We start from the raw sequence: 24,798 nt of genomic DNA on the forward strand, positions 1-24,798 counted from the left end.
ATAAACAAAAAATTGAAAATTTCTTTTTGGGGTATAATAAAAAAAGACTGAGAAAAGGAGAGATTGTAATGATAGAATTTAAAAATGTCAGTAAAATCTATCCCGGCAATCAGGTTGCAGCTGAAAACATAAATTTAAAATTTAAAGATGGAGAATTTATATGTTTTATTGGAGCCAGTGGATCGGGCAAGACTACTTGCATGAGAATGATCAACAGGATGAATGATATAACTAGTGGAGATATACTAATAAATGGCGTAAGCATTAAGGATATGGACCCCGTTGATCTTAGAAGGCAAATTGGCTATGTAATTCAACAAATTGGGCTTTTGCCACATATGACTGTCTATGACAATATTGTCCTTGTCCCAAGACTTTTGAAGTGGGACGAAGACAAACTAAGACCTATTGCAGAAAACTTAATTGAAAAAGTGGACCTTCCACTATCTTACTTAGATAAATATCCTTCAGAATTATCTGGAGGACAACAACAAAGAATTGGTGTAATAAGAGCTCTTGCAGCAGACCAAGACATAATTTTAATGGACGAACCCTTTGGTGCCCTTGACCCAATAACGAGAGATGCCTTACAAAAACTTGTAAAGAGACTACAAAAAGAAATGGGAAAAACCATAGTTTTTGTCTCTCATGACATGGACGAGGCACTTACTCTTGCAGATAGAATTGTAATTATGAAAAAGGGTCATGTAGAACAATTTGACACACCAGAAAATATTTTGAAAAATCCAAAGAGCAAGTATGTGGAAGACATGCTTGGGGAAGAAAAGTTAAACGAAGCCAAGACATCTTATAGAACTGTAGAAACTATTATGCTTAAGGATCCAGTTTCCCTTACAAAAGATAGGTCAACTTATGATGCCCTTGCCCTCATGAGAAAGAAGAGAGTAGACACAATTTTTGTAACAGACGAAGAAAATCATCTACTTGGAGCAGTGGGCATGTTTGACATTGGACGATTTGGCAAAAAAATCAAGTCTCTTGATGAAGTTATGGAAAAAGTATATGCCATAAGAGAAAATACAGTGATAATGAATGCCATTCGTGACATTTATAATTTGGACATAAAAAATCTTCCCGTAGTTGACTCTGAAAATAAACTAGTAGGACTAGTAACTAGAGCCTCAGTAGTTGACACAATCTACACAAACCTTTGGGAAAATGAAGAGGAAGATGAAGTTGAAGAAATTTATGAAGATGACAATTTATCTAAACTTATGAAGGATGCATCGGGAGAATCCTCTAAGAAGATAGGTGAAGATAATGCTTAATTTCTTAATGACTAATAGCCAGGAGATTCTGTCAAAGTCCTTGGAGCATCTTTTTATTGCCTCAATTTCACTCTTTTTTGGAGTTTTAATAGCAGTGCCCCTTGGCATATTTTTGACACGCTCAAAGACTCTAGCAAGAATTGTAATGGCAATAGCATCAGTCCTACAAACTGTGCCTTCCTTTGCCCTACTTGCCCTCATGATTCCAATTTTTGGCGTGGGCAAAAAGCCAGCCATAGTTTCACTTTTTATCTACTCCCTACTTCCAATTTTGAGGAACACCTATCTTGGCATAGCAGGAGTAAATGACAAACTAATAGATGCGGCAAAGGGCATGGGCATGACCAGGTCACAAATTTTATTAAAAGTGCAAATACCTATGGCTATGCCAGTTATCATGAGTGGAATTAGACTTTCTGCCATTTATGTCCTTGCCTGGACAACACTTGCAGCCTATGTTGGAGCAGGTGGACTTGGTGACTTCATCTTTAACGGACTTACCAATGCCATAATGCCAATGGTTGTCTGGGGAACAATTCCAGTTACCCTAATGGCAATAATAGTGGACTTCTTCTTTGGCATACTTGAAGACAAACTTTCACCTAACAAGACAAGTGGGGTGGCGCAATGAAAAAATTAAATAAAATAAAAAAAATAATTTTAATTTTTATAATGCTACCAATGCTTTTAACATCTTGCACCCTTCCAGGAATAGGAGGAAACACCAAGACCAATGTAGTTGTAGCCACAGGCTCAAATACAGAAAGGCAAATATTAGGTGAAATAGTAAAGCAAATGATTGAGCACCACACAGACCTTAAAGTTTCACTAATAACAAACCTATCATCATCAGTCCTAAACCACATAGCTATGTTAAAGGGCGATGTCAACGTGGTAGGCGGCATGTACACAGGCACAGCCTTAAGTGGTGAGCTTGGCATGGAGCCCATAAAGGATCCCAAGAAGGCAGAAGAAGTTGTAATGAAGGAATATTATAAGAGATGGCAGAGATATTGGTATCCATCCTTTGGCTTTGACAACACCTATGCCTTTATGGTTACAAAAAAATTTGCAGAAGAAAACAATTTAAAGAAGGTATCAGACCTTGAAAAAATAAAGGACAAAGTAAGCGTAGGCGTGGACACAGCTTGGATAAAAAGAGAGGGCGATGGCTACAAGGCCTTCCAAGAAATTTATGGCTTTAAATTTAAGACAATCTACCCCATGGACATAGGACTTGTCTATACAGCCCTTGCCAGCGGAGAAATGGATGTGGTCCTTGGCTATTCCACAGACGGCAAAATTTCATCCTACGACTTAGTAGTCCTAGAAGACGACAGAAGGCTTTTCCCACCTTACGACTGCTCACCAGTATCATCAAAGGCCATAGTAGAAAAGTATCCAGAAGTAGAAGAGGCAATCATGAGACTTGTGGGACAAATCCCATCAGAAACAATGCAGGAATTAAACAGACAAGCCGATGAAGACTTAGAAATGCCAGCAAAGGTGGCAGAAAACTTTTTGAAGAAGAATAATTATTTTGAAGACCTAAAAGTTGACAAAAATAAAATAAAAGAATACAAAGAATTTGTGGAAGGAGGAAAAAATGTCTGATGTAATAATTTACTATGCACAAAATGCGTCTTATGTCTTTGAGCAGTTTCTAAGACACTTTCTCATTTCCATATACGGAGTTTTATTTGCATCAATAGTAGCAATTCCCCTTGGATTTTTTGTGGCAAGAAGGAGAAAACTATCAAGACTTACCATTAGCATTGCCAATGTAATGCAGACAATACCTTCCCTTGCCATGCTTGCCATTCTCATGTTTTTAATAGGAACAGGACCAAACACAGTTGTCTTTGCCGTTTTTTTATACGCCATCCTTCCAATCTTAAAAAACACGGTATCAGGCATAAATTCAGTGACACCAGAACTCGTTGACGCAGCAACAGGCATGGGCATGACCAAGCTTCAGCTAATGACTAAGGTGGAACTGCCCCTTGCCATATCAATAATAATGGGTGGCATAAGAAACGCCCTAGTCCTTGCCATAGGAGTGACAGCAGTGGGAACCTTCATAGGAGCAGGCGGACTAGGAGACATCATAACGAGAGGAATAACAGTAGCAAATGGCAGCCCAATAATAATAGCAGGCGCAATTCCAACAGCCTTAATGGCAGTCTTGGCAGACTTTCTACTGGGAATAATAGAAAATAAACTCACACCAAGAACCTTTACAAAGATTTAAAATTTAAGAAAATAAAAATAACTCAGGTACATGACAGTGCCTGAGTTTTTCTTTGCCAAAAATTTTATTTTTTAAACTTTTTAAAATGTTATTTTTTTCAAATTTACAAGTTCTTAACTTAATTCTTTTTACTTTTCCTAAACTCAATAACAGAAGCTAGAGCGTTAACTAGGACTATATAGTGGTGGTAGAAGGAAAAGTATAGGGATACAACTGGTGCGCCAACCATCTCTAGGGGTGTCCTGCCTGCTATATTCCAAGGTATATAGGAGGGAGTCATAACTGCTGAGTTTTCCATGTCCAGCGCCAACTTTTCGCTATCACCATAGCTTTCACGAGCCATTTCATAAGTGAGCATTATGGTAAGGGTTTGGTTGGATGAAAAAACTGAAACTAGCGTAGACATAAGTGACATGACAACCATATCGGGAAGCTTTGAAAATAAATTTTTTATAATTTTTTTCACGCCAACTAATAGGTCTGTCTCCTTAAAAAATCCAAAGTAGCCAGAGGATATACCCACGATTAAAAGCATCTTTAGCATGGAAACAAGGCCGCCGCCATTTATAAGCTTACCTGCCTCAGAATCTATGTGAAAGCCAAAGATCAGTGCCTTAAAAATTTCGCCTGCCCCCTTATTTTGAAATACTGCGGCAAAAATTATAGATATTACAATGGAAATCACCATATTTATTTTCAAGTTCACCTTAAAAATTGACAGCAATATGATGGAAAGTGTGGGGATAATCAACAATATATTGAAGTTAAATATTTCTTTTATTAGGTTTATGCTCTCCTTGTCGACCCTTGCGTCAATGCCAAGGTTAAAGATTTGATAAGTTATTATTGTTAGGGCAAAGGGAATTATGCAAGTCCTAAACATATTTTTTAAATTTTTATATAAATCAGTCTTTGTGAGAGTCGCCACAAGTAGTGCCGATGTAGACATGGGAGAGGACCTGTCACCAAAGAAACAGCCTGACAAAATTGCCCCGCCGCTAACTACTGGACTAAAGCCCATGGCATTTGATATGGACATGGAAATTATGCCAGCAGTTGACGCTGTGCCAAAACTTGTTCCTGTTAAAAAGGAAATGGCAGAGTTAAAAATAAAGATTCCCACATAAAAAAACTTAGGTGCGATGAGGCCTGTCCCATGATAAATTATGTAGGCGATAGTGCCAGATAGTCGCCAGATGCCAGTTATCATGCCGATGAGAGAAAACACAAGGAGTATAGTTTTTGTATCTCTTATGCCAGTGTAAATCATATTTAAAATTTTTCTAATGCTAAAATTTTTCTTGTAGGCATAAAGTGCAAGGACTATTAAATTTATAAAAAGAGCCAAGGCTATTGGGACTTTAAAAATTATTGCCAGGAACAAAATTAGCATAAATAATATTAAGACAGCCATCTCCATGGTAATCACCTCTACTACATTATATCTTAACTATAACTTTATATAAAATATTTTACAATTAAGGTAATTGGCTAAGGGATTTTTCACTTATTCTTAATAGAAATTTAAGAAATGTGCAGTTTATAACTATTGCAAAGGCAAAGTAAATTACTATATAATTGACTTCGGAGGTAATTATGAAGAATTTATACATTAGGACAAAAAACTTTATTTTCAAGAACAAAATTACAAAAATTCTTGCACTACTTTTATTAATAGCGCTTGGATTTTTGATTTTTAAAATAATTTCAGGGAAGCTTAGTGGCAAAGAGAAAGAGACAATTTCTTCCAACCAAGTGGTTACACTGAAAAAAGGCAGCGTAACTAATTCTGTGACAGAAAAGGGCAAGGTTGTGCCTTCAAACTCTGTGGAAGTTTTTGCAGAAAAGCCACTTCCTGTCACTGGCATAAATATAAAAGTTGGCGATGTGGTGAAGAAGGGCGATGTTATTGCTCAGCTTGACTCATCTTCCATAGAGCAGCAATTAAAGTCAAGAAGGGCACAAAAGTCTGCCACAGATAAAAACCTTTCTGCACAAATTTCTGCTGCCAAAAAAAGACTTAATGAGGCAATTTCTGGTCGTGAATCTGGCAAAAATCCAGCCATAGTTGCAGCTGAAACTTCACTTACTCAAGCCATGGACCAATACCTTGCGGCACAAAAATCCTATGACGACTTCAGGAGAAGTCTTAATGAAGCCTACAACCAAGGCATGGTTGCAGAAAAGAGTGCAAGAGAAAATCTTGCATACCAAGAAGAGGCAACGGACTTAAAATATAGACAGCTGCAAGATGACATGAATAAAAATGCAAATAAAATTGCCGACAACAGAGCTCTTGCAGCAGAAAAGTCAAGGCAAGAGGACTATCTACAAAATGCACTTGAAAATGAGAAGAGAAGATTAACTGAACTTGGAATTTCTATTAAGGAAGAACAAGGAAGACTGGCTGAGGCTCAGGGAAAAGTTACAAGTTTACAATCTGAAAATATTGGACTTGATGCGGAAATACAAGAAGAAGAAGCAAAAGGTGTCGATAAAGATCAAAATAAAATTGCTAAAAACAAGGCAAAAATTTTACAAAATAAAAAAGATATAGAAGCAATAAACTTTGAGGAAATAAAAAAATCAGCCAATGAAAATATCAATAGACTTACAAGGACACAAAACGAAGTAGAAATTGAAGTAAATAGAATTTCAGAAGACCTTGCATCTGCCAAGGCTGACCAGCAAAAATTCACATCAGAAGCCGATGCCCTAGAAAAAGAATTAGAAGCTCAAGGAAAACAAGTGGACTCTGCAAGGCTTGAAGTGAAAAAAGCCAAGGAGGACCTATCCTCTGATGCCGACAAAGCCATAAAATCACAAAAAGCTCGTGACGATGAATTAAAGACGCTGGCACAAAACCTTGAAACTGCCAGGGACAATTACGAAAGCGCCAAGAAAAATCTTGAATCCACAAAGACTCAAGTGGCAAATGAAATTTCTGGCCTATCTGACAACTTAAAGACGGCAAGGGCAGGCGCCAACAACTTAGACAAGGTGGAAATCGAAAATTTGACAGAAGAATTGGAAAAATCACTGATAAAGACACCAGCTGACGGCACAGTTACAGAAGTAAATGCCAAGCTTGGACAAGCACCAGCAGGACCAGTGGCAAAAATCGAAACCATTGACACCTTGAGGATCGAATCACAAGTAAAAGAGTACGACAAAAATTCAGTTGCAGTGGGAACACTTGTGGAAATCACATCAGATTCAGCCATAGGCGAGACCTATAAGGGCAGGGTAATTTCCATAGATCCAGTGCCAATGGCAGCCTCTGCCGAAAATAAAACTGGCGAAGTTCTCTACAAGACAACAATTGAATTAGATGAGGGACAAGAAAATAAACTAGCACCAGGCATGAGCCTTAGAGTAAAATACATCATGAGCGAAGAAAAGAACACCTTCAAAGTGCCAACAGATGCAGTCTTTGAAAGAGATGGCAAAAATTATGTCCTAGCCCTAAAGGATATGGGCAAGGACTCTTACCAAATCGAAAAAGTTGAAGTGAGCCTGGGACTTTCCAATGACGCGGAAACTGCCATAAAATCTAAGGACTTAAAGGAAAATGACAAAGTCCTTGCCGCATCTGGTGGCTATGGTGAGGGAAGCCTAGTAAAAGTAGTTGATGCAGACCTTACAGATAAAAAAGCTGGAGAAAAAGATGAAAAATAAGCTGATAAAAATGGAGGGCATCAAAAAATCCTTTAACATAGGCAAGGAAAATGAACTAGAAATTCTTCACGGCATAGACTTTGATGTCAATGAGGGCGAATTTGTCTCTGTAGTGGGACAGTCAGGCTCAGGCAAGTCCACTCTCATGAATATCATCGGTCTCTTAGATAGGCAGACATCTGGCTCTTACGAGCTAAATAAAGTTGACATTTCATCCCTAAAGGACAGCGAACTTTCAGCTTACCGCTCCAAAAAAATTGGCTTTGTCTTCCAAAACTTCAACCTCATACCCAGGTCCAATGCCCTAAAAAATGTAGAACTCCCCATGACCTATGCAGGAGTCTCCAAAAAAGAGAGGACAGAAAGGGCAGAAAGGCTCCTTGAAATAGTTGACATGAAGGACAGAATGGACCACCTTCCCAACCAATTATCTGGAGGACAAAAGCAGAGGGTGGCAATAGCAAGAGCCATGGCAAATGATCCTGACATAATCTTGGCAGACGAGCCAACAGGAGCCCTGGACTCCAAGACAGGTAGGACTGTCATGGACTTATTCCACAAGCTAAACGAAGTGGAGAAGAGGACCATAATAGTCATCACTCACAACCTTGAACTAGCAGAAGAAGCCACTAGGATTTACAAAATGACTGACGGAAACTTGGAGGAGATTTAATGGACCTATTAGAAACAATAAAACTCTCCTTGGAAGGACTAAAATCAAATAAATTAAGATCTTTTTTGACCATGCTTGGCATAATAATAGGCATAGGCTCAGTAATAGGCATCACAACCATAGGTGACTCACTGACAAAATCAGTAAACAAGGCCTTTGACTCCATAGCCAACACAGCAGTCCAATTCTATGTAAGACCAAAAAACGCAGATTATGACGGCGGTGAATTAAGTGAAAGTGATTACTTTACAGAGGACATATTAAAATATTTAGAGGCTCAAAAGGGCAGGAGAATAGAGGAACTCATCTACCAGGGAGCAAGCGGACAGGGCCATGTAAAAGAAGGAAGAAACAAAGAAGCTGTCGCCATAACATCAACATCCCCTGGCGAAAAAAATATCTTCAAGCTAAAAATGATTGCCGGCAGATTTTTAAATGACGAAGATGTAAGTCGTGGCAAGTCCGTGGCAGTAATATCAGACAAAGTTTTAGAAAAGGTCTATAAAGTGACGGCACCAGAAGTCTTGGGCAGAGAGGCAAAAATTGAAGTCAACGGCAAGCTAATAGTTGCAACGATTATTGGTGTCTATGAGTACGAAGAAATGTCCGTCATGGGTCAATCTCTAAACGGAGCAAACTCCACACTTTACATCCCAAGGACCACAGGCGACAGAGAACTTTTAAGTGAACCCAGAACAGTTTACTACGATGTAACCATGACCCTAAAAAACCCCGACAGGATAGAAGAAGATGCTAAGGCAATAAGTGACGAATTAAACGCAAAATTTTACGCCGACAACCCTAGAGCAGAAGTAGACTATTATTCAGCAAAAAGCCAAATTTCACAGATGAATAGCGCCATGGGCTCAATCCAAATAGCCATAGGAGCCATAGCAGCCATCTCCCTCTTAGTAGGTGGCATTGGGGTAATGAATATCCTTCTAGTATCAGTAACAGAGAGGACAAAGGAAATTGGCATAAGAAAGGCACTGGGGGCAACTCGTGGAGATATACGAAAGCAATTTATTATAGAATCCATAATAATTTGCATAATCGGAGGAATCTTCGGCATAGGTCTTGGAACCATTATAGGAATAATCGGGTCCAGCATCCTAAAGGCAAGGACGCTTCCTTCCCTTGGCGCCATAATTGTGGCAGTGGGCTTCTCCATGCTAATAGGAATTTTCTTCGGCTATTACCCAGCCAATAAGGCAGCAAAAATGGACCCAATAGAAGCCTTGAGATACGAATAAAATAAAAAAAGTTTTAGATGCAGGTAAGCTTAAAAGCGAAAAAACTTGCATCTTTTTTTTGTAAAAAATTTGCAAAAATTATGAAAATTTTTAAAAAATCCAAAAAATTTTGCAAGTTTCTTCTATTATATAGTGTTTTTTTAGGTGATAGTACATATTGCAAATTTCTTCTATTATATACCTACATATTGTGTGTTGAAAAAATAAAAAAATTAATAGAGAAAAGTGACGGAAGTTTTTGCATAGAAATTGATAAATAATATTAAATAGAAGAGTGGCAAAAAAATTGCAAAAAAATTTTTACAAGAAATTTTAAAGAAGTATTACAAAGAGAGACTAATATTAAAGCTGTATTAAATTTTAATAGCAGACCTGAAACATAAAAAAAGAAAAGTAATATGAATTTAATACAAAAATGAGAGAAAAAATCAAAAAAATTATAATTTTAAATTAAAAGAATAAAAATATAGGGGAGAAAAACAACAATACTTCTTTAATATAATAACAAGATAATAGCATCAAATTGAGAATCCATAGATTCTTTGAAATTAAAATTGTATAAATAAAATACAAAATAAAGTACCGTGAAAATTTAAGTATTATAATTTATAGATGTTAAAATATGCACAATCGCTAATTTACAGTAATGTCAGTAAGTAAAAAAGTGTACATAATATAAATTAATATATAATAAAAGAATTAGCTGCAAAATAAATTCACAAAAATGTGAGAATTAAGCCAAGGAAAAGGATAAATTTTTAAAAAAAGTATTGATACTTTATTATTATTGTATTAAAATAGATATAAGTTTACTAGAGAATAGATAAAATCCTAGTATAGACAAAGACTGATTGAGATAGGAGAGTAATTATGAATAACATATCGAAAAGAATCATGAGCCTTTTATTGGCTGTATTAATGGTTTTAGAAGTGTTTAGTCCAGTTGCTGTATCAGCAAGATCACTTCTCGATGGAGAGGAAAACCATAACTCAATAATGAGCGAACCAAGGGTGGACAGTAAATCTATACTAGTACCAGAGGCCAAGCCTAAAAAAGAACCCCTTGATGATGAATTGTTTTCAGTTCCTGCCAAAAAAGCAGAACCCAACAAAGAAATAAATAAGCTTCAAGAGGCACCAGCAAGGCAAAAAGAATCATCAACAATAATTGAAACACCAGAAAAAGAAAGCCCTGCAGCACAAAATAAAGTTGACAACACAATGATTGAAGCAGGCAGACAAAGAGAACAAAAAGCAGAAGATAAACTTAATCAAGCAGTAGAAAGGGCAAAGAAAGCAGAACAAAATGCTAAGGCTAGTGAAAACCTAAACCTAGGAACTAGTGAAATAGAAAAACCTGGCTACAAAGCTTGGAGAGTTGTAAACAGAATAAAAGCAATCTACAAGGACGGCAAGCTTGACTGCCAAGGACTTCTAATCGAAGTCGAAGACTTTAAAGGCAATAAAAAAACCTTAACTTACGATGATATACTAAAGGACAAAAATATAATCGTAAATAAGGAAATAAAAGAAGGACTCTTTGGATCTAGCGAACTTATAATTACAACGCCAGGTCTTAGAGATATAAAAATCGACGTAAAAGTCGAAAATATTAAAAAAGATGAAAAATCAGCACTTAGTCTAAACAAGGAAAATTCAAATAAATTAGAAGATAAAGAAAATACAGAAGAAGAACAAGAAAAAGGTCTACTAGAAAAAATAAAAGAGGGCCTTGGACTTACAGACCTACAAAGAGCAGACAAAGAACTAAAGAAAGCTCTTGCAGATGAAAAGAACAGCTTAGAAGAAATCCAAGCCTTACTTATCAGCTTTGAAGACAAGTACGACTTGTCAAGAGAAGACCAAGCCAAACTAATGGGAGACAACGACGAGGCCATCCAAGAACTTATAAAAAGAGATAGGGAAGGAAACTTCAGACCTAATATGTTTATGACAAACCCTGTTGGAGCAAGCCCTATGACTCTTGGCGATAAGAAGTTCACAATTAGGACTAGACTTGATACCTCAACTATAACTGGTCCTATTCAACCAGGACAATTCTTTGAAATCAAACTAGATCCTAGACTTACCGTAAAATCTGGAACAACTCTTCCAAATATAGTACACGATGGAACAGTTTTAGCAACTCCAGAGTATTTTGAAGGCACAAATACAATTAAATATACAGTTAAAAATCCAATAGCTAAAAACCTACAAATTCCTCTAGCCATTGATGTTGATTACAACGTAGATAAGATAAATAAACTAGATGAAAACAAGGATACTCACCCTATCAATAACTCTATTTCTGGACTAGGTGTAGTGAGACCTGTAAAACTACCGGAAGTAATAGTTAACAATAACGGGGACATTGTAAATGGAATAACTGAACCAGATGGCCACGAAGTCCTACAAATAGTAGAACCAGGTAGTGACTACAAAGTTTTCATGGATGCTCACGGAACTCCAGTTGTAAAAGATGGAAAACTTGTAGCAATAAATTGGTATGTTACATTTACATCAACAAAAGACTTGAAAGACCTAGGACTATCTTCCAATGCAACTACTGTTAAAGGATCTGGCCTAGGAGACTTTAGCAACCTACTTTTAAATGGTAGGGAGTTAAGGACTCAAGAAGATGGCTTATCAACAAATGAAATTGAAGGTAAGCTTGGTATAGTAGCATCTAAAAACCATACTCTACAAGACTCTACAAGAGAGGTTCGTTATACATTTGAAACAAAGATAACCAACCCTCAAGAAAAATATGCCCTAGACCTATCAGTTGCTCTTAATAAGATGCAAAAAACTGGAGCAGTAAGATTAATCTATGACGCAGCTGATAACAAGTCTTATATGGAAGATACAACTTCTAAGCGTGCTGGTATTAACAACAGGACAACAATCCTAGGTGAATTTTCATCTGATACCACAGCCAAATGGACTGTAACAGACCAAGTGTCTACAGAGGATAAAAATAAGGGGCTACCAATTGCTAAGAGAGAATTGACAGGAGATCAAACTTTATCATCTTCCAAGATGGCTGTTTATGGTCTTGATAAATCCACTGGAAAGATGGTTATAAAAACTGAAAACCCTGGCACAGATGGAAGCATAGATATTAACGGAATTCCTGACAAGGAAGCTAACCCATCAGGTCAACAACTTCCTGGTAGAATTGCAGTCTATGAATTTAATACAGATATAACAGAATCAGAAGCAGGCTATTCACTATCTGGTGTAAATATCAACAAATACCAACCTATAAAAATAAAACAAACTTGGTCTGGTATAGATAGCAATGGAAAGATGCCAGAACAAACCATAGAAGTTAAAGATGCTAATGGAAATACCTTAGCAAGTCCAATCACAGTTAGCGAAGGCCAAACTGGTAAAACCGATAGAGAATTCGATCTTCCAGCTGTCAAAACATGGGCAATTGGATCTGATGGTTCAGAAACTAAGATTACTCCAAATATAGTTCAAACTTTCCCTAAGGGACCAACTATTGATGGAAAAACTTATTCCTACAAGGAAAAATACAACTATCATTCACTACAAGATGGTGCTTATCATATTTATAACGTATTAACAGAATCTACTGATGAAAAAGACTCTGACTTTACAATTATAAAAACTGATAGCAAGGACCCTACTAAGAAACTTTCTGGAGCGAAATTTACTTTACAAAGTCCAAGGGAAACTATAAGTCTTGAGACAGATGCTAATGGACAAGCAAGTTTTAAAAATGTTAGTCCAGGCACTTACACTCTTATAGAAAACACTGCTCCAGCAGGATACAAATTAGATCAAACTGCAAAACAAATCACTGTATCTAATGATGGAAAGGTATCAGTAGAAGGCAATAACATCTCTATGCAAGGTGGTAAAATTGCAACTGTTACTGCAAGACACAATTACTATCCATCTTATCCATCCTATATGAATGCAATGCACTATGGTAGCATTGACGAAAATGGAAATGTAGAATTTTACATCTACCTAAAACCAGAAGCAAATGGAACTGACGGAAGTACAAATAAAGATACAAGATTAGACCTTAACCTAGCAGGTGGTGGACAAATTACAGAAGTCCAAGTTATCGACGTAGCACCTAACACTAGCTATAAAGGATACAAGACTAGATCAGAAGTAGCTACTGCTATGGAAAATCAAACTGCTAGCAGTATAACTGGAACAGACTTACAAAACAAAGGAGTAGAAAACGACATTACAGGTAAAGCTGATGTCAAAGATCCATTCACAGGAAAAACTGGCTATCAAGTAAAATTCCCAACAGCAAGATTTAACAATGACTGGGGATTTCTAGTAAAAGTTAAGGCAACAGGTGCAACTAATACAAGTGCGGTAACCTATGACTGGTTGACAGATAACCAAAGTGTTGCAAACGAAGCAAAAATTCAAGAAACAATTGGCTTATCAACAAAATCATCAGACTCTACACAAACAAATTCTACAAATGATGGCGTAACACTAAATATTACTAACGAAGAATTTCCAAAAGCAGATATTGAAGTTACTAAGGTTGATGAAAATGGAGTAGATGGACTATCTGGTGCAACATTTACATTAAAAGATGCCGATAATAATCCTATAATAGATGTTCAAGCTTCTAATGACTCAAAGACTAAAGGTCTTGCATCCTTTGGCAAGCAAGCACCAGGCAAGTATATTATAGAAGAAAAGAAAGCACCTCAAGGTTACAAAAGGTCCAATGTTATATTTGAAGCAACTGTAACAGATGATGGCAAGGTAACCTACAAGGCTAAATTTAAAGATGGAAACGGTACACCTATAAATGGTATTGACTATATCATAGAAGACGTAGAAATCGGTCAAGATACTGGAAAGACAGAAGCTTCAGTAGTTAATCAATCCATGACCCTTCAAGAAAAGCAAAATCAACCAGATGATGGTCGTCTTGGATGGACTGAAGGAGTTTGGGAAGCCTATGGTATAGAATCCTACAGGTATAGCGGTACTTATAATATTGCTAACGCTGTTAAGGGTGGCAAGTTTAAAATCCAATTTGACAGAAACCTTGACTTCAAGAGATATGTCTATGAAATACCTGACTTAAAAGATGGTGATGGAAATCTAATAGCAAAACCATACTTTAACTATGACACAAATCTTTTAACCTATGTATTTGAAAATGATGCATCTAACGTAAACGCATCAATCAACATAGTAGGTATCATTCCAGACAAGTACTATGCTACTCAAACAGACAAGACTAATGGTTATGACTTCAAGATAGTGGTAGACCCAGACGATCCTGATGTTAAAGACATGACTCCTGCCGTAACTTATCCGAATAAGCAAACAACTACAAGTACTAATAAGATATTGCCAGTAAAAATAAAGACTGACTATTATTCTTATGACTCCCAAGGCGGAGACGGACCGCTAACAAGTGAATACATCACAGATATATATAAGGGTGATGATGGAGAAATCTACATGAAAGCAGTTTCTTATTACAACCCAACAAATATGTCTAGTGGACAAAGGACAATCAGACTTGACTGGCTTTCAATGAGAAAGCCTAGACCAGGTTTGGAACACTATAGAGCAGATGGATATCCAGCCTTTGGATTCGAAGACTTAGAAGTCTACAAGGTATATGGAGATCAAACAAGAAAACAAGAATTAATGCCTCTATCCTATGGTATTAGACCAGAGCAAGATACTTCCAACTACTCTAGAGTTTATTCAAAATCAAATGTAAATCCTCAAGTAGGATTCTCAGAATCTGGCGGAGATGTTAGGGTTACCTATAGACCTGAATATCTAAAATCCCATGAAGGTCTTCTAGACTATGGTCACGAAAGGCACCCTCTAGAAATCCAAGTACCTAGAGTATCAGGCAGAGAAGGTTATGTAATCGTTCAAACCTTTAAGGTTACAGACGAACAGAGATTCAAAGACCTATGGTCAGGTTACTACCTATCCAATGGAAGTAGACACACAGGTTCTTACCAAAAGGGTAACTACAACTGGGCATTGGGTTCAGAAACAGGAAAAGAAATTCCTACTTTCTACTCACAAAAGATTAAACTTATAAATAAAAAATACACACCAGGATTCTTTAAAATTAAAAAGACAAGTGAAGCTGACAATACTGATTTAGCTGGTGCTATATTTGAACTTAGGGACACAGAGGGTACAGCAACTATTAAAAGATATAGTGGTGCTGATGGCCTAGTTGAATTTAACAACCTAGAGCCAGGCATATATACTCTTGAAGAAGTCCAAGCTCCAGACAAATTCATCAAGTCAAATAGAAGATGGCAAGTTGTTGTCTATGACGATGGAAATGTAGTTATAAGAGAAATTGGTGGATCTGGTGCAGAGCTTACAGGTAAAGACACAATAGAAATACCTGTAACTAATAAGCCTATTGGAGAAGAATTCAAAGTTTATAAGAAAAAATCTGACGGTACACCACTCCAAGGTGCTAAGTTTGTAATAATGGATAAAGACGAGACAAATGAAGTTGCAAGCGGAACGTCTGATGAAAAAGGTGTTGTAACATTTACACCTGCTTTAGAAAGAAATAAGACTTATGTTATAAAAGAAACTGAAGCCCCAACAGGTTACAAAAAACTCGATAAAAAATGGGTTCTTGTAATTGATGCTGATGGCAAGAAGAAAGTCTATAACCATAGAGATAAAGCTGACCCGAATAAACCTAACCTAAATTCAATCCTAGAAAAAGACAATGTTAATTGGGTTGACGTAGCGGGTAGAAGCCTAGACGGCTGGAACTTAAATGACAATAGAGCTACTGACTGGACAGGCAAATATCCAAGGCCATTTAAGATGGGAACAAGAATAGTTGCTATAAATACAAAAGATAATTATGTAATTCAAAGATATGTCTTAAACCCAGAAGCTAACAGCATTGATGCAACAAATGGTACAATCCACAGAGAAAAAACTGAATACACAAATATGGATTGGTACGACGGAAAAGCTAAAGCTGGTACAGATTATCAAGTATTTAAACTTAACAAAGCTATCACAGGTTCAATATCTGATATCAGACTTGCTGAGTACGGAGCAGAAAACATAACAGATTCTGTTAAGGGCTCTGCAAAGACAGTTCCAGGTAGGTATGGAGAACCAGATAGATTAAGCCTAGACTTCCCAGCTACAGACAAGCCAATAGTTGTGGATATTAAAGTTCCTTACAAAGAAGCCACTGGTGGAGTTGGTACAGGAATGGACTGGGAAGAAAATGGCGTAACCTATTGGAAGTCTGACTTCTACGAAAGAGTTAACATTATAAAAGAAACTGGTCCTGTAAAAGAACAATCTACAGGTATCCAAGGATCTTATATATCTGATAACTCCCTAGATGTAACCAATGTAGAAAAAACTTTTGGATTCAAATTAAAGAAAGTTAAAGAAGATAACATTGCACAAGCTATAAAGGGAGCAGAATTTAAACTAACAGGTCCAGGCATAAGTAAAGATGGAAGATTTATGACAACAGGTTCTAACGGAATGATATCTTTCGACAAGCTAAAACCAGGAACCTATAAGTTAGAAGAAACTAAGGCAGCTCCAGGCTATGAAATAGCAACCAATGACTGGTCAGTTAGGATAACAGACGATGGTCAAGTTTTCATCAAAGTAGTTGCTAAACCTACAAACACAAGTAATCAAGGAGGAACAGCTGCAAGATCTGCTGAACTTTTAAGCGGACCAGCTGAAGAAAACACAATCCTATCAGTTGGAGATCCTAACTCTACTGAAGAAAAGCCAGTTTTAAATCTTAGATTAGCAAAACAAATGCAAACCTTAAGAGCATCACAATATGGTGAAGGTCTAGAAACAAATGGAAAATCTTTAGTTAAGTCTCAAGCAGAAATAAATCAAGATGCAATAAGACAAAAGATAAGTTCAATATATGGACAAAATAATCTTGAAAACCAATTAGCTGATGGAATGACCTTCGGTGAAGTTGCAATGGTGGCTTATAACAGAGACTTTACACTAGGAACAAACTCAGGATTAGAAATTTCTGACCCAATAGTTCCAGGACCAGTAAGAGCTGGAGGTTGGGAAGATGTTGATCCTAATGCTTCTACAGGTAGAGATAATTCAATCGCACATAATAATTCTTATATGGAAACTAAAGTAACCGAAATCAATAAAGACACAGATAGGTTCAAACAACAATTCTTGTTTAAACCAAAGAGTGGTGTAAACTTTAGTGGTTTAGTTGAGATTCACAGACAACCTGAGTCTAATAATGAGTTTAGATTAAATAATGGACCAAGAAACATTATTTCAACAATAAATTTCTATGAAGTTAATGCTGGATCTACACTAGATAATATAACTGGTAAAAAACTAATTACTAATATAAGTCCAACTCAATTTATACCATCAGGCAAACCTATGAGAGTTAAAGCAACTCTTCCAGCAGGGAAAACAATATTGGTAGAAGTTGAAACACCTTATGCTGCTGACAAGACAATAGGTTTAGGAGCTGATTATCAATATGATACAGCACCAAGCGGTCCATGGGGAACTAAAGAATATAAGACTTGGGCAGCTGACTCGTATTCAAAAGAAGCAAAGGTTAATGATAAGATTCAAGAACAAACCTATTCGATAACTACATCTACAGATAACAATGGTAGTCTTAAAGTGGAAGTTGGAGGTCAAGAAGGCAAAACTACTGGTATAAAAGTTGGAGAGCAAGTTAAAATTACTCCTCAACCTAATCCAGGATATGAGCTTGACGATATCATAATCAATGGTTATAGCGAGTACAATCCAAGACTTTCAGTCTACAGTTTTAAAATGCCAGAAGGAAATGTAAATGTAAGAGCAACATTTAGGAAAATTCAAGCATACAACATTACTATTGATTCTAATATCCAAAATGGTAAGGTTACAAGTAATAAACCTTCAGCAGTATCTGGTGAAGAGTTTATATTGACTATAAACCCTGACCTTGGATATAAATTAAATAACCTATCAATAAATGGTTGGGATTATACAAATAAAGTAGTTGGCAATGAAGCTAAGTTGAATATGGGAACTCAGGATCTTAACGTAACTGCTACATTTGTAAGGGATACAACTAAAGCCTTAATCAGCTTTAATCCATGGGGTGGTTCAGGATCCATGGGACCATTTGAAGTTAAGCTAGGCTATTACAACAACTATACTTTGCCTCAAAATAAGTTTACGCCCCCTCCAAACAAAATATTTAGTGCTTGGTGGTATATTGATAACTATTACGATCCAGGTGACAAAATAACAGTAACTGGAGATTCAATGGTTTATGCAACTTGGAAGGACAAACCTGCTGAAACAGTGACAGTTTCCTTTAACAATAACGGTGGATCTGGTTCTATGGCAGACCAACCTGTTGAAAAAGGTAAAACTTATGTATTGCCTGCTTGTGGATTTACTCCGCCAGCCGACAAAGAATTTAAAGCTTGGGATGTAAATGGAACAGAATATCAACCAGAAGCATCTATTACTGTTAATGCAGATACAAGTGTTAAGGCTATCTGGAAAGATAAATTACAAAGTATAAATGTTGTTCCCGCAGATAATGGTTCTATAACAGCACCTGCTTCTGCAAAAGTAGGAGATAAGGTAACAATTACAGTAAAACCTGATAGTGGCTATGAACTTGAAAAAATCGAAGTTCAAGATAAAGCTGGAAAACCAATAACAACACTTTATAAAGACGACCCTAGCTTTACAATGCCAGATAAAGATGTTGACTTAAAAGCATTCTTTAAACCTGTAACTATACAAAAAGATAAGTACTTTGTAGGTATTGATGGTGATCCTTTAAGAACTGTTACAGTCACACCAGAAAAAGGTCTTGCAAATCAAGCTGAAGAAGGCGAAAGAGTAGATGTAAGCGTAAGTATGAACAGTTCTAACCATGCTCTAAAGAGAATTGGGGTAAGAACTTCAAAAGGTCAACCTGTTAACTTTGTAAAAACTGGACCAAGAACTGGTTACTTCATAATGCCAGCAACAGCTGTTACAGTTTTCACTGTAATTGATCCGATCCCACAAGGAGCCTTTGAAGTAAAAATAGCCGACACAGAAAATGGTTATGTAAACACAGATAAGGTAACTGCAAAACCAAATGAAGTAGTTACATTAACTCCAAAGCCTAATGAAGGATTTAAATTTGATTCATACAAAGTTACTGATGCAAGCGGCAATCCTATTACAGTTACAAATAATCAGTTTACAATGCCAAATTCTGCAGTAACTGTATCTGCAAGCTTTGTTTCTGATGGAACATCAATTCCTTCTGATGGAGAAGTTGAAATCCCAGAAGGTAAGTTTGCACAAATCACAAACAAGCAAACTGGTATCGAACTTAAGATCTTTAAAAAGAACGCTGATAATTCAGCCCTTATTGGTGCAAAGTTTGAACTTAAAAAGACAAACGATGACTACACTCAAGATGACGGAACTTTCAAAGTAGTTACAGCAGAATCTGGTAAAGACGGTAATGTAAGGTTCTTAGACGAAAATAATAATCCTGTTAGACTAAAACCTGGCAAATACTTGTTGACAGAAACTAAATCTCCAGCAGGTTACAAGAAGCCAGCTGCTCCTTGGAAACTTGAAGTAAAAGAAAAAGGTGGACAACTTGTTATAACTCAAAGCAGTCCTAAGCACACAGGCACTTCATTCCTATCATCTGAGGGAGCAAAGGCAGGAGACAATACTAGTACAAATGATACAATTAAATACAAATCAATAATTAAGAATATTGACCCTGTCAATAAGACCTTCATCCAAAGGATCTATATAGATACTAGAGGCTACAATGGCAAGGTCAACGTCCAAATCACTCCTACTACTAAGAGAGAAGAAAAGGATACACCTGCAAAACCTCCAGTAACAACTAAGGGTGGTGTAAAGACTGCCTACAGGACAACTTATAAGATTTCAAATCCAGGAGCAAGTCCAAATATAGATGACATCCTAAAGGATTACGACTTAAGAAAGTCCAACGTGTCAGTAGTTAACACTGCAAGGTGGAGACCATTTGACTGGGGCTTTGACGAAGACCAAATCAACCTAGATAAAGATGGAGTTTACTTCATAGATATCGAAGGTTTCTACGATGACAACATCAAAGACCTTGGTGAAATCGAATTAAAGGTAGATTTCTATGGCGGAGAAAGAATCTTTGCCCAAAGGACCTATGAAAATGGACAACTAGGCTGGAAGTATGACAGCGATATTGGTGTAGACGAAAACGGCAATCAAATAAAGAGAGATGCAGCCTACCAACAAGGTATGGAAGCTCTTTATAAATACTATTCAAAATTATATGGTGAAGCAGCAGCAAAAACATGGTTCTATGGTAACTCTGACAATGAAAAATATGATGTTTGGTTAAGAAAGGGTGCAACAATTTCAGGCAAATATTACGATGCAGGTAGAATTGTTTTAGCATCTGACAAAGAAAATCCAAATAACAAAGCTAATACTACTCCAATCCAAACATCAAAAACTAAGGCTAACATCAAAGACTTGTATTCTTCAGATGTAATAAAGACAGTGCCTCAAGAAGGAATGACAATAACTAACGAAGATGAAACTTACAACATCACCTTCTCTAAGCACGCCAAATTAAAAACTGACGGTACAGAAGAAGACTTTAATAAAAACAGACTTGAAGGTGCAGTATTTAAGCTACAAAAGAGGGAAGGTTCCTTCTGGTATGACCGTGATGAGTCCTATGTAGCATCAGCCTTCAACGGTTACTTTGGTTTTAGAAGACTAGAACCAGGTCGTTATAGACTTCTTGAAGTTACACCTCCTCAAGGTTATAAACCTATTGAGGGACCACTTCTAGAGTTTACAATCAAACAAATTGACACAAGATCTGGAAAGATTATTAATCCAAATACTAAAAAAGAAGTTAATTTGGTAGATTTGACAATAGTAGACCCTTATAATGAAGAGGAAATAGCTCTTAATACAGCAAAGGCAAAAATCAAAGGCGACCCTACTAATACAGTCTATGACTTTAGCACACTTGTTAATGATGAAAAATTTGACATTGAGACTTGCCTAATCTTAAGTAAGGTTAAGGATGATAAGGGAAATCCAAAAGAAATCCCACTAAAAGAAGCTAACTATTTAGACCCAGAAACTAAGAAACCAATGGGTAGAATTATTTCAGGAGCCCAAGGTTATATCTCACTTGAATACAAGGAAGGCGGCTATGTAGCAGAATATGGCCATGCAGGATCATCAGGTGGAGCTCTAGTGGACTATGTAACAGCAGCAACTGCTAAGAACATGGGTAAGATTCTAAATGAAACACCTGGTAAGGGTAAGGTTACTATTAAGAAGCTTGACGAAAATGGAAATGCTTTAGCTGGAACAAGAGATTCCGGTGGTCAATTAGTAGCTGGAGCAAAGTTTGATGCTATTAGAACAAGTGGTAAGAAAGACAAAGATGGAAAGCCTCTAGCTGACGCTAAATATAGCGGAACTGTAAATGAAAAAGGTATTCTTGTAATAGATGGTCTACCAATTGGTAACTACGAACTAAAAGAAGTTGAAAACCCATCTGGGCACGTAAATACTGGTCAAATATGGCACTTCACAGTTGGTGGTAAAGACCTAGACCCATATGCCGGTGATATAGCAAAGACAGGTCAAGACTTGACAAGTAAGATTACAATGAGTAGATCGGACCTTAAAGTTGTTAGACCAAATGCAGAAGACCAAAAGAAAACAGGATCTGAAGGAAATAATGTAATCAGACCTCACGTTGGACAAAGTTTAGAATTTGACAACGAATTTAAACTTGACCCAAATATTAAGATAAAACCTGGAGACTACTTCGTATTAAAACTTACTGACAACATTGACCTAGAAGGTGTTAGAACAGATGGCGCTACCAACTTAGACCTATTTGCCGATGGAGTTGGTACTGTTGCCAAGGCAGACTATAACAAAGAAGCAGGAACAATAACTTACACATTCACAAAATACGCTGACCAATATAAGTTGTTGAACTTTGAAAACAAATTAGCTGCTCACATTAGCCTAGCCAAGGTAAGAAACTCTGATCCAAATGCTAAAGTTGGATTAAGCGTTGGTAATTCTTCAATAAATCACGACATAAATATCAAATATGTTGTTGACACAATTGAGAGATCCTACGACAATGCCACAGTCAGCCTAGCATCAAAGATTACACAGTATAACACCAAAACAGGCGAATTTGTTCACTACTTCTATGTAAATAGAGATAAATATTACAATGCAAAAGACCAGTATTTCACATATACTCCAAATGTAGCTGTTGATGATTTACAATTGACTTACTACAAGTTAAAGTATAACAGTGATTACTATATCAACCAATCTATGCCAGAGTCCTTTGCTGTAAATGAAGCTGATTCTAACCTAGTCAGAAGCGGTGGTACATCTCCTGAAAATGTTACAGCAAATGAAGAAAAGACTTACAATATAGGTAATCTTGGACCTAGAGGTTCAATGATAATAAAAGTTACTGGTAAAATGAAAGCAACTGGAACTGAAAAGCAAGTTCTATCTTATAAGGGTGTATCTGGTTTATATAGTACCTATGATTATTCATATGACAGATATGATTCATGGGGAAGATACTATGATACAGTGTCTGGAACAGCTATTGCGCCTACCGTAAATAGGTGGGATGCGATTTATGCCTTTGACAATACAAATACAGCATCTGCAAATTTAACAATAAGTGCAATTAACCCAGCTAACAAGATTCAGTTCAAGAAGGTAGACCCTTATGGCAATGTAATTAAACCTGAATTAGATGCAGATGGTAAACCAGTAAAAGACAAAAAAGGCAATGTAAAAGATGCCGCTTACTTCTCACTTTTCAAGAATGGTGGTACAGCAGAAAATCCAAATGCTGATTGGACTCCTATAGGAAATGCAAAAGCTGTTGATAAGGATGGCCTTGTTGCCTATGACAAACTTGCAAAAGGCTACTACAAAGTCGTTGAAACTACAAGTCCTGAAGGATATATCAAACCTACAGAGGCAGTTGTCTACTTCAAGGTAGATGATTCTGGAAAGATTTATAGACAAGTCACAATAACAAAAGAAGACGGTAAAACCGATAAAATCTTTGAAGAAGTTGACGGAACAGTTCCAATTGAGATTGTAAACAACAAGCCTATTGAGTTTGAAAAGGTAGATGCTGATGATGATACCAAGAAGCTAAAAGGTGCAGTCTTTGAGGTTCAATACAAAGAAAAAGCAGATGGCAAGTATGAAACTATTAAGATTAAGAAAACTGTAAACAATAAAGAAACAGAAGTTCCAATGACTGTAACCTCTGATAAAGATGGTAAGTTCAAATTAGAAGTTACAAAAGACGGTTACTACGCTCTTGAAGAAACTAAGGCACCAGCAGAATATGGTAAATTCCCAGGATATATCAAAGAGTTCAAACTTGACAAAGGAAAGCTTCAAGTATTTGAAAAAGATCCATCAAAGGCATCCTTTACAAAGGGAGCAAAGGGATTAATAACAGGTCAAGTCTTAGAAGTTGACAAGACAAATAAGACATTTAAGCAAAGACTAATAGTAAACCCTGGCCACAACTTCAATATGGATCCTTATGACACTCAATTTTATATAAGATCAACAAATGATCCTCTTAATAAAAATGTGACAATAGATAGTGTTAAGACAGCTGTTTTAGCGAAAGATAAATCAATAGATAAATTGACAGCTAATGATTATTCAGAATTTGGCTCAACAGATAACTCAGGCAATATCTTATATAAACATAATTTAAGAGAATTATATAAGATAGCACATCAAAACTGGACTACAAATATTGACCTAACAGATGCCTTAGTAATTGAAGTCACAGGAACATTTACCGATGACAACCCTGCTAACTTTAAGGTTGAAATGGTAAGTGATCGAACAACCTACGATGATATAACCTACACTGTAGACCTAAAGAATTTCTCAGAAGGCAAGGGAGCTTATATAGACTCAAAAACTCCAATAGTAGTGGAAAACCGTAAGGCGGAATATCCGCACACTGGTGGTATGGGTACTTTAATCTTTACTATTAGTGGTTTGATACTCATGACTGCTGCGGCTTATGTTTACAGCAGAAAGAGGAGGACTTCTTATGATGATTAGTTATAAGGTTAAAAGTAATCCTCTAATGGCGAGTAGTGACTATGACAACATAAGTTCTCCTATGACGAAAGCTTATAGGGACAAGGTAAATCATCTTATCTATAATGATTTTAAAATCTATGAGGGCAAGGCTCTTATGATAAATTGCCAAGAGGCAAGTGAGAGAAGGTGTTGCTCTTATGATTAATTCCATTAAAGACAAGAAGAGGCACCCTCCTTAGTGGAGCAAATAATATTTAATGATGATGAGAGGGGCGAAGGGGTCAGTCCCCGCCGCCATCTCGGATTCATATTAATAAGCGGAATAATTCGTGTAAGAAAAGGTAAATCTAATTTATTTTTGATAAAATATTTTTAGAGATACTTAAAAAAATTAGAAAGCCATTTTATGGCAAGAGTCGAAAGACAAAAGTTCATGTTAATAATTTGCGGTAGCAAATAATT

General features: G+C 36.6%; 10 protein-coding genes. 9 read left to right on the forward strand and 1 reads right to left on the reverse strand.

What is annotated here, in order from left to right:
• Positions 1–68 precede the first annotated feature (68 nt).
• The 4 genes from Q0U74_RS00220 to Q0U74_RS00235 are packed head-to-tail and all read left to right on the forward strand — an operon-like array spanning position 69 to position 3,540.
• The gene (locus Q0U74_RS00220) at positions 69–1,289 is read left to right on the forward strand and encodes an ABC transporter ATP-binding protein (RefSeq protein ID WP_297391786.1); all 1,221 of its coding nucleotides are present in this window, start codon (positions 69–71) and stop codon (positions 1,287–1,289) included.
• Positions 1,282–1,920: an ABC transporter permease gene (locus tag Q0U74_RS00225; RefSeq protein WP_297391788.1), complete on the forward strand. Its 639-nt coding sequence runs from the start codon at positions 1,282–1,284 to the stop codon at positions 1,918–1,920. Before Q0U74_RS00220 ends, Q0U74_RS00225 begins: the two co-directional genes overlap by 8 nt.
• On the forward strand, positions 1,917–2,903 hold the full coding sequence (locus tag Q0U74_RS00230; RefSeq protein WP_297391790.1) for an osmoprotectant ABC transporter substrate-binding protein: 987 nt from the start codon (positions 1,917–1,919) through the stop codon (positions 2,901–2,903). The genes Q0U74_RS00225 and Q0U74_RS00230 overlap by 4 nt, the downstream gene beginning before the upstream one ends.
• Positions 2,896–3,540, forward strand: coding sequence for an ABC transporter permease (locus tag Q0U74_RS00235; RefSeq protein ID WP_297391792.1), 645 nt, complete (start codon positions 2,896–2,898; stop codon positions 3,538–3,540). The genes Q0U74_RS00230 and Q0U74_RS00235 overlap by 8 nt, the downstream gene beginning before the upstream one ends.
• Positions 3,541–3,658: 118 nt before the next feature.
• On the opposite strand, the gene Q0U74_RS00240 is transcribed toward Q0U74_RS00235, so the two are convergent.
• Positions 3,659–4,960: a Na+/H+ antiporter NhaC family protein gene (locus Q0U74_RS00240; protein ID WP_297391794.1), complete on the reverse strand. Its 1,302-nt coding sequence runs from the start codon at positions 4,958–4,960 to the stop codon at positions 3,659–3,661.
• Positions 4,961–5,136: 176 nt separating this feature from the next.
• Between Q0U74_RS00240 and Q0U74_RS00245 the strand changes: the two genes are divergently transcribed.
• From Q0U74_RS00245 to Q0U74_RS00265, 5 genes are all read left to right on the forward strand, one after another.
• Positions 5,137–7,218: an efflux RND transporter periplasmic adaptor subunit gene (locus tag Q0U74_RS00245; RefSeq protein WP_297391797.1), complete on the forward strand. Its 2,082-nt coding sequence runs from the start codon at positions 5,137–5,139 to the stop codon at positions 7,216–7,218.
• Positions 7,208–7,891: an ABC transporter ATP-binding protein gene (locus Q0U74_RS00250; RefSeq protein WP_297391800.1), complete on the forward strand. Its 684-nt coding sequence runs from the start codon at positions 7,208–7,210 to the stop codon at positions 7,889–7,891. Before Q0U74_RS00245 ends, Q0U74_RS00250 begins: the two co-directional genes overlap by 11 nt.
• Positions 7,891–9,144 carry an ABC transporter permease gene (locus Q0U74_RS00255; RefSeq protein WP_297391802.1) on the forward strand — a complete coding sequence of 418 codons (1,254 nt, stop codon included), beginning with the start codon at positions 7,891–7,893 and terminating at the stop codon, positions 9,142–9,144. Before Q0U74_RS00250 ends, Q0U74_RS00255 begins: the two co-directional genes overlap by 1 nt.
• An 870-nt stretch (positions 9,145–10,014) precedes the next feature.
• Positions 10,015–24,354: a SpaA isopeptide-forming pilin-related protein gene (locus Q0U74_RS00260; protein WP_297391805.1), complete on the forward strand. Its 14,340-nt coding sequence runs from the start codon at positions 10,015–10,017 to the stop codon at positions 24,352–24,354.
• Complete coding sequence (locus Q0U74_RS00265; protein WP_297391807.1) at positions 24,344–24,541, forward strand: hypothetical protein; 198 nt, start codon at positions 24,344–24,346, stop codon at positions 24,539–24,541. The genes Q0U74_RS00260 and Q0U74_RS00265 overlap by 11 nt, the downstream gene beginning before the upstream one ends.
• Positions 24,542–24,798 lie beyond the last annotated feature (257 nt).

Source organism: uncultured Peptoniphilus sp. (assembly GCF_946998875.1).
Lineage (GTDB): Bacteria > Bacillota > Clostridia > Tissierellales > Peptoniphilaceae > Peptoniphilus_A.

Coding starts and splice junctions, on each gene's coding strand:
- Q0U74_RS00235 (WP_297391792.1), top strand. CDS start 2,896: ATGTCTGATGTAATAATTTACTATGCACAAAATGCGTCTTATGTCTTT.
- Q0U74_RS00260 (WP_297391805.1), top strand. CDS start 10,015: ATGAATAACATATCGAAAAGAATCATGAGCCTTTTATTGGCTGTATTA.
- Q0U74_RS00255 (WP_297391802.1), top strand. CDS start 7,891: ATGGACCTATTAGAAACAATAAAACTCTCCTTGGAAGGACTAAAATCA.
- Q0U74_RS00265 (WP_297391807.1), top strand. CDS start 24,344: ATGATGATTAGTTATAAGGTTAAAAGTAATCCTCTAATGGCGAGTAGT.
- Q0U74_RS00225 (WP_297391788.1), top strand. CDS start 1,282: ATGCTTAATTTCTTAATGACTAATAGCCAGGAGATTCTGTCAAAGTCC.
- Q0U74_RS00245 (WP_297391797.1), top strand. CDS start 5,137: ATGAAGAATTTATACATTAGGACAAAAAACTTTATTTTCAAGAACAAA.
- Q0U74_RS00250 (WP_297391800.1), top strand. CDS start 7,208: ATGAAAAATAAGCTGATAAAAATGGAGGGCATCAAAAAATCCTTTAAC.
- Q0U74_RS00230 (WP_297391790.1), top strand. CDS start 1,917: ATGAAAAAATTAAATAAAATAAAAAAAATAATTTTAATTTTTATAATG.
- Q0U74_RS00240 (WP_297391794.1), bottom strand. CDS start 4,960: ATGGAGATGGCTGTCTTAATATTATTTATGCTAATTTTGTTCCTGGCA.
- Q0U74_RS00220 (WP_297391786.1), top strand. CDS start 69: ATGATAGAATTTAAAAATGTCAGTAAAATCTATCCCGGCAATCAGGTT.